We start from the raw sequence: 15,457 nt of genomic DNA on the forward strand, positions 1-15,457 counted from the left end.
CATACCGGTCAATGACCGCTTCTGAGCTATGACGCCATAATGACGCCTGTCGACCCGAAGCCCTCACTCATTCCTTCGAAGTCGAGTGACCCAGACGCTCAAAGATTTATCCGGAAATCGGCATAATTTAATCCGGCAACAGCGCATAGTGCTGTTGAACCCGATCAGCTATCTCCTCTTATACCGATCGCAGCGACGGCGCTCGGATCAAGATTGGAGGCAGTCATGACACAAGACGCGAAACCATTGGTCGCAATCGTGGGCGCTACAAGCAAGCAGGGCCGGAGCGTCGCGGAGACGCTTCTTGGTAGTCAACGCTTCCGCGTTCGTGCACTGACCCGTAGCAGCGATTCTCCGGCGGCACGAAGACTTGCGGATATGGGCGCAGAGATCGCCAATGTTCCACTGGAGCTTGGCCGCACGAATGACCTCGTGCGCGCTTTCGAAGGCGCCTTGGGCGTTTTCCTGATGACCCCTCCTGTCGCTCCACCCGATACGAGCGAGGCGCCCCTTGGCCGGCAGCTGGCTGATGCGGCAGTGGCGGCCGGCGTCCAGCACATCGTCTTCAGCACACTGGAGAATGTTGACGCGATTTCAAATGGGTCGAAGTATGCACCGCATTTCACCGACAAGGCCAAGGTCGCCGACTACATTCGTGGCCTGCCCGTTTCGCACTCTTTCGTTATGCTCGCTTTCTTCTACACGAACTTGTTAGAGTACTATGTTCCCCGCTATGATGGAGACAGGCTGCTCCTGCCGATCTATCTTCCCGAGAATTTCCGCGCTCCGTTCGTAGATCCGTTAACGGCTACGGGCCCTGTCGTACTGGAGATCTTCTCCAATCCGGCGATTTATGCTGGCAGGACGCTTCCAATTGTTGGCGACATCATTTCTCCGCGTGAGATGGTGGAGACCTTTCAGCGGGTGACAGGTATCAGGGCCGAATATCGCAATGCCTTCACTCGGGATGGGCTGCTCGAGAATTTTCCGGCTTTCGCCAGCAACGACCTGTTAGTGAAGGAGCTTCTTGGCATGGTTCAATATGCCGTCGAATACGGTTATTTCAGCGAGGCCAGTGACCTAGAATGGAGCCGCAGGCTGAACCCGTCAACGTTGAATTGGGAGCAATTCCTAAGAACAACAGGATGGCGGGGAACCCAACAGTCCTTCGGGATTTAACTCGAACCGGTCGACGATTGGTGCGAGGTGATCCCGGGCAATTTCCTGATTTCTTCAACAAGGAAATCGGCCAGCAATCGAACGCGGGTGATCCCTGCCCGTTCCGGAACAACGAGCAGGCTCGCAGGAACCGCCTCCAGGTCGTAATCGTCAAGGACAGTTTCGAGTTTGCCTGCGTCGAGCAAATCCTGAACTAGCCATAGATGTGCCGGCGCTATGCCGCGGCCGGCGGCAACAGCGGCTCGGGCGGCTAGGCCGTGGTCCACGCGTAAGGTTCCGTTCATGGGTGCGATAAAACGTGTCCCATCGGGACCAGAGATAAAGAGTTGATCGCTTCCGGCAACGTTGGACATGACGACGCCGTTGTGGTGCGTCAATTCTGACGGACGCGTGGGTCTTCCATGGTTGGAGAAGTAGTCGGGCGACCCCACGAGTTTCCGGATACTGGCCCCAACTGTGACAAGTTTCATTCCTCCGTCGATGATGGGTCCTAGGCGCAAAGCTATGTCCACGCCCTCGCGTGCGAGATCAATGCGCTCGTCTGTAAGATTGAGGTCTATCCGGATATCCGGATATTTGTCCTGAAAAGCGAAGATGATGCGCGTAACGTGCAGCACGCCGAGCGCCGCGGTGCAGGAAAGGCGCACCGCGCCCAGAGGAACCCGCCGAGCGTCTCTGACCTCTTCCGACGCCTGTTCTACGAGGCGCAGGATCTGCAGGCAGTTCGTATAGTATCGATTGCCTTCCTCCGTCAGAGTAACGCGACGAGTCGTGCGCCCAAGCAACGGGACCCCAACCGCCTGCTCAAGCTCATTAATGTGACGAGTTACTGTCGATTGACCGATCCCCAGCTCTCGTGCGGTCGCCGACAGACTGCCACGTTGGGCAACACGCACGAAGGTGCGCATGCGATCCAGGGAAACGTGATTATTATCCATTTTTCGGCAGAATGTTACTAATGCTCCCTTGTAGTCTGGAAGACGATCGTTGGCCATAGCCGTGTTGCTGACGACTGCAGATGACCGCAAGGGCGCAAAGCGGTCGTCGCGGCTGGGCGCCATTCGACCATAGTGGAAGCGAACAGCCCAAGCTTTTTCATTCGGCGCAGTCCAGATGCATGCCAAACCAATATCGCGCAACAAGTTGTTGACCAGCCGCCAAGTGAGAACATAATAGGAACATTTTCCGCTCTCACCGGCAGCAAAGGCTCGTCCTCTTATGCAACACGATCCCGCAAAGATCCTGGAACTCCATGTCGTTATTGCCCTTGGCTGCCTCAGGCGCACAACAATCAGAAGCTATGCCGGCCGCGGACAAAGCCGCCGTCGCGATCTGCACTTGATCCCGTCCATGGCAGAGGCTGTCGCTCACCACGTGACATCCTCGCTCCATTTTGAGAAAGACGGCGCCGCAGTGATCCTGAGCCGCATAACACGACACATCGAGGTCGTTTTGCAGAGCGTCTCCGATGCTGAGGCGCGCGAATGGGCAGGAATTGATGCCAATCAGCGTGACCTTGCGCGAAATGCCATCGGCAGCCGCATAAGCCTACGCCTGCAGGAGCGCTACGCGGTTCTATCAAATCGTCGGTCGGCCATTGTGCCAGCAAGCGGCGTCTGGTGCGGGCTCCCGTCTGCCGAAAGCGATTAGCGATCACAGTCAGACACCGCAGCCTGATCCCGCATGTTCGTGCGGCAGGGCGATCGAATGGACATCTCCGTACATGACGTATCTGTGGCCGGCTTCTTGAAGATCGACCTCACTTTCAGTTCATATTTATGACCTTTGAAGAGGCATTGCTTCGGCGGAATGAACACGAATTGACAGCAAACCGCTGCGCGCCACGATGTTCATAATTATGAACATAACAGCGTTATACGTTCAGCAGAATGAACACGGCAGGACAAGATGCCACGTATCAGGAGTTACGCCAGAGTTACACGCGACGTTCTTCTCGCGCTGGGAAAGCTGATCCGCGTCAACCGAACAGAACGCGGACTGACGGCGCAAGAGCTGGCTGACCGCGCGGGGATCAGCAGGACAACGTTGTCCAACATTGAGAAGGGTTCGCCAAGCCCCGAAATCGGCATCGTTTTCGAAGTCGCATCGATCGTCGGTGTTCGTCTGTTCGACTACGACGAACGCAATACGCTGAAAGAGCGCATCACCCAACTTGATGAAAAACTGACCCTCCTTCCAAAAAGCGTTCGGCACAGCGTGGAGGATATTGACGATGCCTTCTAAGGCAGAAGCCACAGCAGCCTCTGTCTGGATTTGGCTGCCGGGAGCGATAGAACCAGTTGTGGCAGGCCGTCTCGATTCCGATGGCGACCGGCTACTCTTCACCTATGGTGCAAGTTATCGCCGTCGCGACAAGGCAATCTCGATCTAAGATCCAGAACTGAGCCTAAAGGAGGGAATCACCGCGCCTGCCAACGGGCTGAAGATGCCAAGCTCAATCCGTGATGGCTCACCTGACGCCTTTGGGCGCCGCGTGATCATGAACAGGCTGACGGGGAAGAGGCCCGATGCCGTGGGCGTGCCTGACTTGAGTGAACTGACATTTTTGCTGCAATCCGGATCGGACCGCATTGGAGCGCTCGATTTCCAGGCATCTGCGACCGAGTACGTTCCCCGCCTTGCGGCCCAAGCAGCGCTCGACCAATTGGTCGGAGCTGCGACGCTTGTTGAAAAGTGGATGCGCTGACACCTGTGCTGGACCAGGTACTCAACCACGCACATCAATTGACGGTACGCGACCGAAGGCACTCATTGACGACAACGACAAAAAATTCATCGCAAAATTTTCCGCCAGCAACCACACCTATAGCGTCGTGAAGGCGGAATTCATCGCGATGCGGTTGGCGTCAGCCTGCGGCCTCAAAACTGCTCCTGTCTCGATAACCCGCGCCGCGCACAAGGATGTCCTGCTGATCGAACGATTCGACCGGCTTCATAGTGCAATGGGCTGGACACGTCGCGCCATGGTCTCGGCACTGACTTTGCTTGGGCTCGATGAGATGATGGCACGCTATGCCTCCTATGAAGATCTGGCAGAGCTGGATCGGCACCGCTTCAGCGAGCCGAAGCAAACGCTACGGGAACTCTATGGCCGGATCTGCTTCAATGTCCTTTGCAGCAATACCGACGACCACGCCGGCAATCACGCAGCATTCTGGGATGGCAGACAGCTGACGCTGACGCCTGCATACGACATATGCCGGCAAAGTCGCACTGGCAGCGAGGCCACACAGGCCATGCTGATCAAGGGCGACATTCGCGCCAGCACGCTTGCGGCATGCCTCGCATGGTCATTCCGCCCTCAGGGATGCCTACAGCAACGCACAGAACGCATTCATTAGCCGCTGAGAGGTTTGGGGATTGGATGCGTCGTTGTAGCTGGCGCGCACAAGGCTCCATCTCTGTGTCTGCTCGCTCAGAGATTTTCCTTGAGAAGGATTTCGATGCGGATCTTTTCCTGTGCCGCCAGCGGCTCGCGACCATCCGAGCGGGCACGCATGATGCGAATGGCGCTGCGCACCGCATGGCCCGGATCCTGCGCGATAACGGCATCGATGAGGTCGTCACGAAGCGCCTGCTCGGTAAAGGGCGTACGCTCGTGCACCACCACTGCAATCCCGCTCAGTTCGACATTTCCGGCTGCAGCAAGGATCGGCACGCGAGCCTCTGCGCTCAGCACATAGATGCCTGAAACGTCGCGGTTGCCAGCCAGGACGCGGCCGATCACCTGCCGGGTGCGCGCCTCATCCGCATGGGTTTCGATCGAGGGCAGACAGGTCAGGTGCGGAAAGGCGCGATTGATGACCTGATCGAAACCGAGACGGCGCTGGATACTGTCGAGCGATTGCATGGTTTCTGCAATCACCAGGACTTTCCCAGGCTGAGGTCCGGCCAGCATGCCCATCAGCTTGCCAGCGGTTGCGCCGGCCGCGAAGTTGTCAATGCCGACGAAATCAGCCTCAGGCAGTTTCTCCTGACCCGAAAGAAACTGCACAACCTTGATATTGCGCTCGAGAAGCCTGGCCATGGCATCGCGCACCTGCGGAGACTCGGGCGCCATCACCGCAACGCCATCAACACTCTCCTTGTCCAGACTGGAGAGGAGCTTTGCTACGCCATGGGCATCGTCTGTCGCAATCTGGCGGCAGGTGATTTCAGTGAGGTCGCCCTTCAGCGCAGCGGTGAGCTCTTCTACGTGGCGCCTGAGTTCGGTGAGGTACAGATCGCCGCTGCCCGGCAGCAGGAACAGGAAACGGTAAAGCTTGTTCCGGGCAAGACTGACAGCTGCCGGGTTGCGAACGAAGCCGATCCGCTCGATCGCGTCATTGACCAGCCGGGCGGCCTTTGGGCTCACATTCGGCCGCTCATTCAAGACACGGTCCACAGTCGCAAGGCTGACGCCCGCAGCCTCAGCCAGATCCTTCGCTGTTGGACGCATAGTGACTTCCTGCTGATTTCCGTCTGGCAGAGCTTTCCTTCAAAACGCGGCAAAACGCAAGAAATGATGTGCGCACCTCAAAAACGGCTTGCTTTGAGGTGCGCACATCAATTAGCTTTGTTCTTGGGTCAGGGTAGCGCGTTCAACGCAGCCCGATCCGCTGGAGGAGGCCGGCCAGGGATGAGGGTCCGGAGCCGGCATTTTGCCCGCAAGGGCGTTTCGCCATCCGTTGGAGACCGGACGGCGCTGGGAGGATGACATGATGACATCGCTTTACGTGAAAGGCCTGCTTGCTGCCGCGACAGTTGCATCTTCAATGAGCTTTGGCGCTCTTGTGGCGCATGCCAATGAAAAGGAACTGACGCTCTGCTGGGCAACCTGGGACCCAGCAAACGCGCTGGTCGAACTCAGCAAGGATTTTGAGGCCTCGTCCGGCATCAAGATGAAATTCGAGTTTGTGCCGTGGCCGAACTTCGCCGACCGCATGCTCAACGAGCTCAATTCCGGCGGCAAACTCTGCGACCTGATGATCGGCGACAGCCAGTGGATTGGTGGTGCCGCCGAAAACGGCTGGTATGTGAAGCTCAACGACTTCTTCGACGAGGAAGGCATCAGCATGGATGCCTTCGTACCGGCAACGGTCACGGGCTATTCGGAATGGCCGAAGAATAGCCCGAACTACTGGTCGCTGCCGGCATTCGGCGACGTTGTCGGCTGGACCTACCGCAAAGACTGGTTCGAACGCCCGGAAATCCAGTCGGCCTTCAAGGAAAAGTACGGTCGCGACCTGACGCCGCCTGCAACCTTCGACGAACTCAAGCAGGTCGCCGAATTCTTCCAGGGCCGCGAGATCGACGGCAAGACCGTTTACGGCGCCTCCATCTACACCGAGCGTGGCTCCGAGGGCATCACGATGGGCGTGATGGACGTGCTTTACAGCTATGGCTTCAAGTACGACAACCCGGAAAAGCCCTATGATATGGAAGGCTTCGTGAATTCGGACGGTGCGGTGAAGGGCCTTGAATTCTACAAGTCGCTCTATGACTGCTGCGTCGCGCCGGGCACATCCAACACCTACATGGGTGAAGGTATCGACGCCTACAAATCGGGCCAGGTGGCCATGCAGATGAACTTCGCCTTCACCTGGCCGGGCTTTGAGGCCGATCCGAACGTTGGTGGCGGCAAGACGGGCTATCTCGTCAATCCGGCAGGCCCCGGCGGCGAACAGTTCGCCCAACTCGGCGGTCAGGGCATTTCAGTGGTCGCCAATACAGACAACATGGACGGCGCGCTGGCCTACATCAAGTGGTTCGCCCAGAAGGATGTACAGGACAAATGGTGGTCCATGGGCGGCTTTTCATGCCTTCGCGCCGTGGTCGAAGACCCGAACTTCGCCAAGAGTCAGCCCTATGCGCAGACCTTCCTCGACAGCATGGCGATCGTGAAGGATTTCTGGGCAGAGCCGGCCTATGCGTCGCTGCTTCAGGCATCGCAGAAACGCTTCCACGATTATGTCGTCGCAGGCAATGGCACCGCAAAAGAAGCGCTTGACGGGCTGATCGCCGACTGGACGGAAACCTTCGAGGACGAAGGCAAGCTCTGACACAAGCTGAGCCTGGCGCCCTGACTGGGCTTAGCCCTCCTGCCCTCTCCCTCGGCAATGCCGGGGGAGAGACACAAAGCCAGCGCTGCCGCCGGCACCAATCTTTCAAAGCCTTGAAGCCTGCCGGCACCAGTAGAACCTTGCCTCGTTGCGACAAGGCATAAGGTCCCGGCTGCCCATTTGGAAACGTTAAACGGATCCGGACGATGACCGACAAAGCTGCAGCCCGCCTCGCCCGCGCGACACCAGAACCGGTTGCAAAACGAATCCGGGGTCTGAGCGATAGAGCCATTGCCTGGATTTTCGTCGCGCCGACGATCTTCCTGCTTTTGTCCATCAACATTTTCCCGCTGATCTGGACGATCCGCCTGTCGTTTACGAACTTCGCCGCCAACAAGCCGAATGCGCAAGTGCAGTGGGTCGGATTGCGCAATTATACGCGCATCCTGACAGACGCAGACACCTGGGCGAACATGCAGACAACAGCCCACTTCCTCATCTGGACGATCACCTTCCAGGTGCTGATCGGCTTTTCCCTGGCATGGCTGATCAACCGAAAGTTCAAGGGCAATGACCTGGTGACGACATTGATCGTCATCCCGATGATGCTCTCGCCCGCCGTGGTCGGCAATTTCTGGACCTTTCTCTACCAGCCGCAGATCGGCCTCGTGAACTATGCCGTCGAATTCTTAACCGGCATTCCTGCCGACAGCTTCTCGATGCTTGGCCCCGGCGGCTGGGCACGCTGGGCGATCGTCATCGTCGACACCTGGATGTGGACGCCCTTCGTCATGCTGATCTGCCTTGCCGGTCTGCGTTCCATCCCCGACTACATCTATGAGGCAGCGGAGGTCGACCGCGCATCGAAGTGGCGGCAGTTCTGGACGATCACCCTGCCGATGGCGCTTCCGTTCCTGATGCTTGCGGTCCTGTTCCGCGGCATCGAGAATTTCCGGATGTTCGACCTCGTGGTCCTTCTCACAGGTGGCGGGCCGGGGGACGAAACGCTGCTCGCCTCGATCGACCTCAAGCGCGAAGCCTTCGAGAAGTGGCGGACCGGCTATTCCAGCGCCTATGCAATCATCCTGTTCGTCACGGTCTTCGGCCTCGCCTCCATCTACGTCAAGGCACTGAACAAGGTTAAGGAACGATGAGCGCACATTCCGTCACCGAACCGTCGACCGTCTCCAAGTGGATTGCCGGCATCCTGGTTGGACTTTACGCACTGATCACGTTGATCCCGTTGCTGTGGATCATTTCGACGAGCTTCAAGTCTGGCCCAGACTCGATCAGCTATCCGCCGAAAGTGGTCTTTCAGCCGACGCTTGAAGGCTATGTGAACCTCTTTACGACACAATCGCGCCCATCCGCAGCAGACCTTGCCAAACTGCCGCCGCCCACCACCTGGTATGACAAGATCACCCGTGACAGGGGCATGATCATCTCGGGTCCTTCGCGCTTCGGACAGAGGTTCCTGAACTCTGTCATCATCGGCTTCGGCTCGACATTCCTGTCTATCTTCCTTGGAACGCTCGCCGCTTATGCTTTCAGCCGCTTCAAGGTACCGCTGAAGGACGACCTTCTGTTTTTCATCCTTTCGACCAGAATGATGCCGCCGATTGCGGTCGCGATCCCAATCTATCTGATGTTCAGACAGCTTGGGCTATCCGACACCCATCTCGGCATGATCCTGCTCTATACGGCGGTCAACCTGTCGCTGTCGGTCTGGCTGCTCAAGGGCTTCATCGACGAAATCCCGCGCGAATACGAGGAAGCGGCACTGATCGATGGCTACACCCGCTTCCAGGCCTTCTACAAGGTCGTCCTGCCGCAGGCGGCGACAGGTATCGCCTCGACCGCGATCTTCTGCCTGATCTTTGCCTGGAATGAATATGCCTTCGCAGTCCTTCTGACGAGCGGCAATGCCCAGACCGCACCTCCCTTTATCCCCACCATCCTCTCAGTCGGAGGCGGGATCGACTGGCCGGCCGTTGCGGCTGCGGCAACGCTGTTCTTGCTGCCCGTGGTCGTCTTCACCGTTTTGCTGCGCAAGCATCTGCTCCGCGGCATCACCTTTGGAGCCGTACGCAAATGATGAACTTCCTAACCCGCCTCAGCCGGCTTCGCCGGTCCGAATGGGAAATGCTTGCCTCGGCCCTGATCGCCCTCGGTGTCATCATGCTCATGCAGCCGCTGTCGCTGACCCTCTTCACCCTCTCCTTTCCGGTGACGCTGATCGGAACCGTCATGTTCATCGTCGTCAGTCATTTCCCGGAGTAAGTCATGGCCCAGATTCGCGTTGAAAACCTGCGCAAGGACTTTGGAGCCTTCAACGCCGTGAAGTCGTCCACCTTTACCGTCGAGGATGGCGAGTTCTTCATGCTGCTTGGCCCCTCCGGCTGCGGCAAGACGACGACATTGCGGATGATGGCCGGCCTTGAACTACCAACCAGTGGTGAGATCTATATCGGCGGCGAGGAAGTCGGTATGAAGCGCGCCAGCGAGCGTGACATCGCTTTCGTCTTTCAGATGTTTGCGCTTTATCCGCATATGAACGTTCGCAAGAACATCTCCTATCCCCTGGTGAGCCAGGGCGTGTCACGGTCCGAAGTCGATCGTCGCGTGGCTGAAGTGGCTCGCATCCTGCAGATTGCATCCATCCTCGACAAACCGGTCGGCGGGCTTTCGGGCGGCGACCGCCAGCGCGTGGCGCTTGGCCGTGCCATCGTCCGCCAGCCGAAAGCCTTCTTCATGGACGAGCCCCTTGGAGCGCTCGATGCCGAGTTTCGCGAGCATATGGCAGAGGAACTGCGCGCCCTGCATGATCGCATGGGGGCTACAACGGTCTACGTCACCCATGACCAGCTGGAAGCCATGCAGATGGGCGACAAGATCGTTGTCATGAACCATGGCGTGATCGAGCAGTTCGGCAAACCGCAACAGATCTACGACTGGCCGGCGACCAGGTTCGTGGCAAAGTTTATCGGCTCGCCGCCGATGTCCTTCCTAGAATTCGAAGGCGCAATTGAAGAAGGCGGCAACGCTGTAACGATCGGTGAATCTCGCATCGAGCTTCCCAAATCCAGAGAAGGCCGCAAGGGCGCGCTCACGCTCGGGGTAAGACCGGAACATGTTCGTCTGTCGGACGCAGCCGACCTTCGGGGACGGGTCGCCGCCGTCGAATATCTGGGCACCACACAGATCGTCACGATCGAGACCAACCACGGAGAGATCAAGGCGCGGACAGCATCGAGCGATGTGATCAGAACAGGGGCTTCCGTTGGTCTTGAATTGGATCGCCGCTCGCTCACCCTCTTTGATGCGATGAGCGGAAGGGCCCTGCTATCCGAAGGCAATGAAGGAGTGCTGAGCCGTGGCTGACGTCGTCCTTTCCAGCATCAGCAAGTCGTTCGGTGCCACCTGTGCGCTCGATGACGTGACGATGACCGTTCCCGACGGCGCGTTCGTGGTACTTCTGGGCCCCACCGGAGCCGGAAAAACCACGCTTCTGCGCACGGTGTCTGGCCTTGAAACCCAAGACAAGGGTGACGTCAGGATCGGCGGACGTTCCATGGCGGGCCTGACACCGGCACAGCGCAACATCGCGATGGTCTTTCAGCAGTATTCCCTCTATCCGCACATGACGGTGCGGCAAAACCTCGAATTCCCGCTGAAATCGCCGCTGTTGCGCACGCCGCAGCCGGTGATCGATCAGAAGGTGAAGGCAATCGCCGAGGTCCTGCAGATCGCCCACAAGCTGGACAACCGGGCAACGGCCCTTTCCGGCGGCGAGATGCAGCGCGTGTCGATCGGTCGGGCGCTCGTGCGCAATCCGCAGATCTATCTCATGGATGAACCGCTGAGCTCGCTCGACGCGAAACTCCGGTCCGATCTCCGCGTTGAACTGAAGAACATCCAGGCACAGTCGGGCGCCACTTTCCTCTATGTAACGCATGACCAGATCGAGGCGATGACCATGGCGACCCATGTCGGTGTCTTAAAGGAGGGCCGGCTCGTACAATTCGGATCGCCACGCGAGATCTATGAAACGCCGGTCAGCATCTATGCCGCAACCCGGCTTGGCCAGCCGCGCATCAACGTCCTCCCCGCAAACCTCTTCCCCGGCGCACCGGCCAGGGCCCATTCCATTGGCCTGCGGCCCGAGCATATTCACCAGGGGGAAGGTCCAGAGGCCCGGGTGACCCGGGTCGAGCATCTCGGCGATCAGACGCGCCTTCATCTGACCCTTGGGGAACACCCGATCATCACTGTCACCGATGCCCATACCGCCCTGAAGGGCGGCGACGTCATCAGAATCCAGCCGCGCGAGCCGCTCTATTTCGATGCGGCCGGAATGCGTCTCATTTAAGGGAGGGTCTCATGCCTCAATTTCTCAACAGCAGGGAAAATGCCGTTACCGAAGCCATCGACGGCGCGCTCATTGCCTCGGCCGGCGCTTTGAGCCGCCTGGACGGCTATCCCCACATCCGCGTCGTGGTGCGGTCCGACTGGGACAAGTCGAAGGTAGCGATTGTGTCGGGCGGCGGATCCGGCCACGAGCCGGCTCATGCCGGCTTTGTCGGACGCGGCATGCTGACGGCAGCTGTGTGTGGTGATGTTTTTGCCTCGCCGAGCGTCGATGCCATCCTGGCTGCAATCCTTGCGGTAACGGGACCGCTCGGTTGCCTGCTGATCGTCAAGAATTATACCGGTGACCGTCTGAACTTCGGCCTTGCGGCCGAGCGCGCCCGCGCCTTCGGGCTCAATGTCGGCATGGTGATCGTTGACGATGACATCGCGCTTCCGGACCTGCCGCAGTCACGCGGGGTCGCGGGCACGCTCTTCGTTCACAAGATTGCCGGTGCGATGGCGGAAAACGGAGCCAGCCTCGATGCCGTCACCGATACGGCTCGCCGGGTGATCGCCAATATTCGCTCGATCGGCATTTCGCTCGACACCTGCACCGTGCCGGGCTCGCCCAAGGAATCGAGAATTCCCGAAGGCCGTGCCGAACTTGGCCTTGGCATCCATGGCGAGGCGGGTGTGGAGCAGATCGAATATGACGGCGTGTGCGGCGCGGTGGCCGCGATGGTGGAACGGCTAGGCGCAGGCATGGAAGCCAAGCCGCATGTCGTGCTCATCAACAATCTCGGTGGGACCTCCGTCCTCGAAATGGCGGTGGTCGTCAACGAACTGGTCCAGTCGGCGATCGGCTCGCGGATCTCTCATATCGTCGGACCTGCCCCATTGATGACCTCGCTGGACATGCAGGGCTTTTCGATCTCGGTCATGCCGGCGGAAAAAGCCGATCTCGACCTTCTGGCCAAGCCCGTCGATCTTGCGGCATGGCCCGGTGTAAGGGTTGTCCGACCGGTCAACGTCATAGCCCTGCCCGACGGACTGACCCCGATTGCGCCACTTGCCTCGCAGCATGTGCCGACGCGGCAGTTCCTGACCGAATGCTGCAAGCTTCTGATTGAGGCGGAGAAGGATCTCAACGCGCTTGATGCAAAATCCGGTGACGGTGATACCGGCTCTACCCTTGCAAGTGCCGCACGGGCCCTGATGGAGGCGCTGGACAGGCTGCCGCTTGCTGATCATACGCAATTGCTGCGCGCCATGGGCCAGGAGCTGAGCCAGACCATGGGCGGCTCCTCCGGTGTACTGCTCGCCATCTTCTTCGCTGCGGCGGGCGATGGGGCCTCAAGTGGTCTGGGTATGCGCGATGCACTCAAGGCCGGCCTCACCCGGATGCAGGAGATTGGCGGCGCCGAGCTCGGTGACCGAACCATGATCGATGCGCTCTCGCCCGCGCTTGACGCCTATGACAAGGGTTTCGCGGCAGCGGCAAGTGCTGCGCGCGCAGGCGCCAACCTCACCGCCACTTACGTCAAGGCCCGAGCCGGGCGGGCCGCTTACATCAATGCTCAGCAGCTCGAAGGACACATCGATCCAGGTGCAGAGGCTGTCGCGCGTCTCTTCGAGTTCCTTGCGCGACGCCATGGCGGCTCTCAGGGCAAGGCAACTGAGTGATGCATCGAACCAAGGACGGGTGCGGTAGATGCCGAGCATCCGCACCGTCCCTGACGCGCCGACTTAAACCTGTCTTTGGACAGCGGCCTTAGGTGCGGCCAAAACCGCGACAAGCCTATCAATCTTCAGAGGCCGGATACCACAAACCGTCGTTACCCTTGACCAGCATCGGTGTTGAAAACGTGCCACGCACCCGCTCCGGCCAATGCGGCCCCTTCCCGGCCAGAGCCGCTCGCCAGCGATCCGACTGCAGCATGGCGGCGCCGACAACCAAGGGTTCGATGCCTGCAGACTTCAACAGCGAGAGCCCGGCCCGGATCGAGGCGCCGCTTGAAATCACGTCATCGATCAGAGCGACGCGACAGTCCTTCAACAGGGGCAACATGCGCGGATCGACATAGAGCCGCTTTTCCTGGTCAGGGGTGGTAATCGACTTCAGCGGCACAGACAGTTCGTCGGAATACCAGAACTTCTTCGAGGTCCCGAGCGGAACGTAACGGCGATGGCCGAGCTTCTGCGCCACGGCTGATGCAAGCGTCAGACCAAGCGTCGGCAGGCCCACCACGACATCGGGTTCCAGCAAGGCCAATTGTCCGGCAAGATCGTCGGCCAGGGCATCGAGCACAGTAAAACTGGCCTGGTTGACGATCAGCGAAGCAAGCGCATGCCGCCCGTCGGAAAGCGGCCGGATCGGCAAGCGGATCTGTCGTCCGTCGGCAAGCGTCGCCGGATAGAAATTCGAATGCCCGCCTTTGGGATCGAAACTCGCCGGCGGATAAGTCTCCTGCCAGAAATCATGGGGCTGCATGCGGTCGTCCTCGAGTGGAGCCAGCGCCACGGGTGCAAAAGCACTGCCCGGCACAACGAAACGGTTCAAATTGCTCAACTTTCCATCTATACCAATGGCACCACAAATGTAACCTTCTCATGCGCCTGGATGAGCCGGCACACCCACATCCCGCGCTTCTTTCCCAGGTTTCCAAGGCACCCAGGACCCATGCAGATCAACCCAGACATCGCCGCTGACCTCAGCATCCTGACGGCACTTCGCCGCGATCTGCATCAATATCCGGAGCTCGGCTTCGAGGAGATCCGCACCAGCGCAATCGTCGCCAAACTGCTGGAAGAGGCAGGCTTGCAAGTCACGCTTGGCCTCGGGGGCACCGGGGTCGTCGGCACATTGCAGGTGGGCAACGGGACACGGGTGGTCGGCCTGCGCGCCGACATGGACGCGCTGGCGATGCCGGAAAAGGCCGACCGACCCTACAAATCGAAGATAGACGGCAAGATGCATGCGTGCGGCCATGACGGACACACAACGCTGCTTGTTGGCGCTGCGCGCCATCTGGCCCGGACCCGCAACTTCTCCGGCACGGTGCATTTCATCTTCCAGCCTGCGGAAGAAGGGCGCGGCGGCGCCCGCCGCATGGTCGAGGATGGGCTATTCGAGAAGTTTCCCTGCGATGCGGTCTATGGCCTGCACAATATGCCAGGCCTCTACCCAGACGAGATCGCCGTGGTCGAAGGCCCGCAACTGGCCTCTTCCGACAGCTGGCGCATCACGTTCCGTGGCACCGGCACCCACGGTGCCAAGCCACATCTCGGCAAGGACCCGATAACCGCTGCCGGCACATTCCTATCCTCGCTACAGACCATCGTCGGCCGTGTGATCGATCCGTTGCAGCCAGCAGTCGTCAGCGCCTGTTCGGTACAGGCCGGCAATCCGGAAGCGCTCAATGTCATTCCCGACACCGTGGAGATAGGCGGCACAGCGCGCGCCTATTCAGCAGATGTGCGCGACCAGCTCGAGGCCGAGATTGGCCGTTTGGCCAAAGGTACGGCCGCCATGTTCGGCATTGCGGTCGACTATAGTTTCCAGCGCCGCATTCCACCCGTCATCAACCACGCCGATGCCACGAGACGCGCGCTTAAAGCGGCCCGCTCCGTCTTTGGCGACAAGGTCCGCACCGCCTTCCCCCCATCAACCGCGGGCGACGATTTCGCCTACTTCGCCGGCAAGGCCCCAGGCTGCTACGTTTGGCTGGGAAATGGACCGGCCATGGACGGCGCGCTGCATCACAACAGCGCCTATGATTTCAACGATGAGGCACTCGGTCCGGGCGTCAGCTTCTGGAGCACGCTCGTCGAACAGGAACTGGAGCGCACCTAAGCCGTGTCGTCGA

Annotated in this window: 13 protein-coding genes and 1 pseudogene; 11 read left to right on the forward strand and 3 right to left on the reverse strand. The window is 59.4% G+C overall.

Annotated features, from left to right (window positions below; genetic code table 11):
* Positions 1-225: 225 nt before the first annotated feature.
* Entirely contained in the window at positions 226-1,179 is a 954-nt protein-coding gene (locus tag QWE_RS07230) for an NmrA/HSCARG family protein (RefSeq protein WP_006725449.1), read from the forward strand.
* Here the strand turns inward: QWE_RS07230 and QWE_RS07235 are convergent.
* Positions 1,176-2,117 carry a LysR family transcriptional regulator gene (locus tag QWE_RS07235; RefSeq protein WP_040299788.1) on the reverse strand — a complete coding sequence of 314 codons (942 nt, stop codon included), beginning with the start codon at positions 2,115-2,117 and terminating at the stop codon, positions 1,176-1,178. The two genes, QWE_RS07230 and QWE_RS07235, sit on opposite strands and share 4 nt — an antisense overlap.
* A gap of 970 nt (positions 2,118-3,087) precedes the next feature.
* Here QWE_RS07235 and QWE_RS07245 point away from each other — a divergent pair.
* A complete protein-coding gene (locus QWE_RS07245) occupies positions 3,088-3,423 on the forward strand; it encodes a helix-turn-helix transcriptional regulator (protein ID WP_052018094.1) in 336 nt (111 codons plus the stop codon).
* Positions 3,413-4,487, forward strand: a pseudogene (locus QWE_RS07250) (type II toxin-antitoxin system HipA family toxin); the annotation flags it as partial. The gene QWE_RS07245 and the pseudogene QWE_RS07250, both read left to right, overlap by 11 nt.
* A 128-nt stretch (positions 4,488-4,615) precedes the next feature.
* On the opposite strand, the gene QWE_RS07255 reads toward QWE_RS07250, so the two are convergent.
* On the reverse strand, positions 4,616-5,638 hold the full coding sequence (locus tag QWE_RS07255; protein WP_006725453.1) for a LacI family DNA-binding transcriptional regulator: 1,023 nt from the start codon (positions 5,636-5,638) through the stop codon (positions 4,616-4,618).
* 259 nt (positions 5,639-5,897) lie between these two features.
* On the opposite strand from QWE_RS07255, the gene QWE_RS07260 reads away from it, so the two are divergent.
* From QWE_RS07260 to QWE_RS07290, 7 genes are all read left to right on the forward strand, one after another.
* The gene (locus tag QWE_RS07260; RefSeq protein WP_006725454.1) at positions 5,898-7,241 is read left to right on the forward strand and encodes an ABC transporter substrate-binding protein; all 1,344 of its coding nucleotides are present in this window, start codon (positions 5,898-5,900) and stop codon (positions 7,239-7,241) included.
* Positions 7,242-7,447: 206 nt separating this feature from the next.
* A complete protein-coding gene (locus QWE_RS07265; RefSeq protein WP_006725455.1) occupies positions 7,448-8,395 on the forward strand; it encodes a carbohydrate ABC transporter permease in 948 nt (315 codons plus the stop codon).
* Positions 8,392-9,336 carry a carbohydrate ABC transporter permease gene (locus QWE_RS07270; RefSeq protein ID WP_006725456.1) on the forward strand — a complete coding sequence of 315 codons (945 nt, stop codon included), beginning with the start codon at positions 8,392-8,394 and terminating at the stop codon, positions 9,334-9,336. Before QWE_RS07265 ends, QWE_RS07270 begins: the two co-directional genes overlap by 4 nt.
* On the forward strand, positions 9,333-9,521 hold the full coding sequence (locus tag QWE_RS07275) for a hypothetical protein (protein WP_006725457.1): 189 nt from the start codon (positions 9,333-9,335) through the stop codon (positions 9,519-9,521). Before QWE_RS07270 ends, QWE_RS07275 begins: the two co-directional genes overlap by 4 nt.
* Before the next feature lie 3 nt (positions 9,522-9,524).
* Positions 9,525-10,622, forward strand: coding sequence for an ABC transporter ATP-binding protein (locus QWE_RS07280; protein WP_006725458.1), 1,098 nt, complete (start codon positions 9,525-9,527; stop codon positions 10,620-10,622).
* Positions 10,615-11,610 carry an ABC transporter ATP-binding protein gene (locus tag QWE_RS07285; protein ID WP_006725459.1) on the forward strand — a complete coding sequence of 332 codons (996 nt, stop codon included), beginning with the start codon at positions 10,615-10,617 and terminating at the stop codon, positions 11,608-11,610. The genes QWE_RS07280 and QWE_RS07285 overlap by 8 nt, the downstream gene beginning before the upstream one ends.
* Before the next feature lie 11 nt (positions 11,611-11,621).
* Complete coding sequence (locus QWE_RS07290) at positions 11,622-13,274, forward strand: dihydroxyacetone kinase subunit DhaK (RefSeq protein WP_006725460.1); 1,653 nt, start codon at positions 11,622-11,624, stop codon at positions 13,272-13,274.
* A 118-nt stretch (positions 13,275-13,392) separates the two neighbouring features.
* On the opposite strand, the gene QWE_RS07295 is transcribed toward QWE_RS07290, so the two are convergent.
* Positions 13,393-14,082 (reverse strand): phosphoribosyltransferase, encoded by a 690-nt coding sequence (locus tag QWE_RS07295; RefSeq protein WP_052018107.1) that lies wholly within the window; start codon positions 14,080-14,082, stop codon positions 13,393-13,395.
* Positions 14,083-14,271: 189 nt separating this feature from the next.
* Here QWE_RS07295 and QWE_RS07300 point away from each other — a divergent pair, with 189 nt between their 5' ends.
* Positions 14,272-15,444, forward strand: coding sequence for a M20 aminoacylase family protein (locus tag QWE_RS07300; RefSeq protein WP_006725462.1), 1,173 nt, complete (start codon positions 14,272-14,274; stop codon positions 15,442-15,444).
* The last annotated feature ends 13 nt before the right edge of the window (positions 15,445-15,457 follow it).

It is taken from the genome of Agrobacterium albertimagni AOL15 (assembly GCF_000300855.1).
GTDB classification, from domain to species: Bacteria; Pseudomonadota; Alphaproteobacteria; order Rhizobiales; family Rhizobiaceae; genus Allorhizobium; species Allorhizobium albertimagni.